The sequence below is a fragment of the Actinomadura sp. NPDC049382 genome, assembly GCF_040677125.1.
GTDB lineage: Bacteria > Actinomycetota > Actinomycetes > Streptosporangiales > Streptosporangiaceae > Spirillospora > Spirillospora geliboluensis.
The window spans coordinates 1-1,516 of record NZ_JBFARO010000274.1 but is presented as its reverse complement, the minus strand read 5'-3'; the positions used below and the strand labels follow the sequence as shown (position 1 = coordinate 1,516).

Below are 1,516 nucleotides of genomic sequence, written 5' to 3'. Positions count from 1 at the left end.
CACCCCCGGGACCTGGTGGGGGCCGCCCACTCCGGTTGTGCGCGGGGCCCGGCCGGGGCGCGGCCCGGGGGGGAGCCGGTTCCCCCGCGGCCGTCTCGCGCGGCCGGTCAGGCGGGGCGGGCGAGGAGCAGTTCCCGGCCGAACCACTCGATGGTGCCGCGCAGCCCCTCCTCGACCGTGATCTTCGGATGCCAGCCGAGCTCCTTCTCCGCGAGGGCGGTGTCGGGGCGCCGGACGCGCGGGTCGTCCTGCGGCCGGTCGATGAACCGGATCCGGGACGCCGAGCCCGTCAGGTCGATGACGTGCCGGGCGAGGTCGGCCATCGACACCTCGTACGGGCTGCCGATGTTCACCGGCCCCGGGTGGTCGGACAGCGCGAGGGCGAGGATGCCGCGGACGGTGTCGTCCACATGGCAGATCGAGCGGGTCTGCGAGCCGTCCCCGGTGACGGTGAGGTCCTCGCCGGTCAGCGCCTGCCGCAGGAACGTCGGGACGGCGCGGCCGTCGTCGGGGCGCATCCGCGGCCCGTAGGTGTTGAAGATCCGCACGATCGCGGCGTCGAGGCCGCGGGCGTGCCGGAACGCCGAGGTCAGCGCCTCGCCGAACCGCTTGGCCTCGTCGTACACGCTGCGCGGGCCGACCGGGTTCACGTTGCCCCAGTACGTCTCGGGCTGCGGGTGCACCAGCGGGTCCCCGTACACCTCCGAGGTGGAGGCGAGGACGAACCGGGCGCCCTTGGCCTCGGCGAGGTCCAGCGCGTTGCGGGTGCCCTGGCTGCCGACCTCCAGCGTCTGGATCGGGAACCGCAGGTAGTCGGCCGGCGAGGCGGCCGAGGCGAGGTGGAAGACGTAGCCGACCTCGCCGGGGACCCGCACCGGCTCGGTGAGGTCGCGTTTCAGGAACCGGAAGTCCCGCCGGCGGGCGAGGTGCGCGATGTTGCGGAAGGTCCCGGTGAGCAGGTTGTCCATGCACACCACCGAGATCCCCTCGGCGAGGAGCGCCTCGCACAGGTGCGAGCCGAGGAAGCCGGACCCTCCGGTGACGACGGCGCGTGGATGTCTCATCATTGCCTCCTCATCCGTTGACGTGCTCATCCGTTGACGTGCTCATCCGTTGACGTGCTGATCGGTCGGCGTGCTCACCGGGCCGCGCGGGCGAGCACCGCCCCCGCGGCCTCGACGGCCTGGTCCGCGGAGATCTCCAGCAGCCCCGGGCAGGGCTCGCGCCCGTGCGGGTCGCCGCGGCGGCCCGCCCACAGGACGCGGTGCTCGGCGCGGTCGGGCGGCCCCCACCGGCCGGGCGGCGTCGGGCCGAACAGCAGCACCGACGGCGTGCGGAAGGCGGTCGCGAGGTGCGCGACGCCGGTGTCGCCGCACACCACCAGCCGGGCGCCCGCGACGAGCGCGGCCAGCTCCGGCAGGGACGTGCGGCCGGACAGGTCGGCGGCCGGGTCCAGCCCGGCGAGCGCGGCGACCCGGCGCGCGAGCGCCGTCTCGCCGGGCCCGCCGGTGACGAC

Annotated in this window: 2 protein-coding genes; both read right to left on the bottom strand. The window is 75.4% G+C overall.

The window, feature by feature from the left end; all coding sequences use genetic code 11:
• Window positions 1–107: 107 nt before the first annotated feature.
• Window positions 108–1,064, bottom strand: coding sequence for a UDP-glucuronic acid decarboxylase family protein (locus AB0K34_RS46615; RefSeq protein WP_364554970.1), 957 nt, complete (start codon window positions 1,062–1,064; stop codon window positions 108–110).
• A gap of 74 nt (window positions 1,065–1,138) precedes the next feature.
• A partial coding sequence (locus AB0K34_RS46610; RefSeq protein WP_364554968.1) for a glycosyltransferase family 9 protein occupies window positions 1,139–1,516 on the bottom strand: 378 nt, incomplete at its 5' end.

What these genes read in the sequence shown, in the direction of transcription:
- AB0K34_RS46615 (WP_364554970.1), bottom strand. Translation starts at nt 1,064, where the DNA reads ATGAGACATCCACGCGCCGTCGTCACCGGAGGGTCCGGCTTCCTCGGC.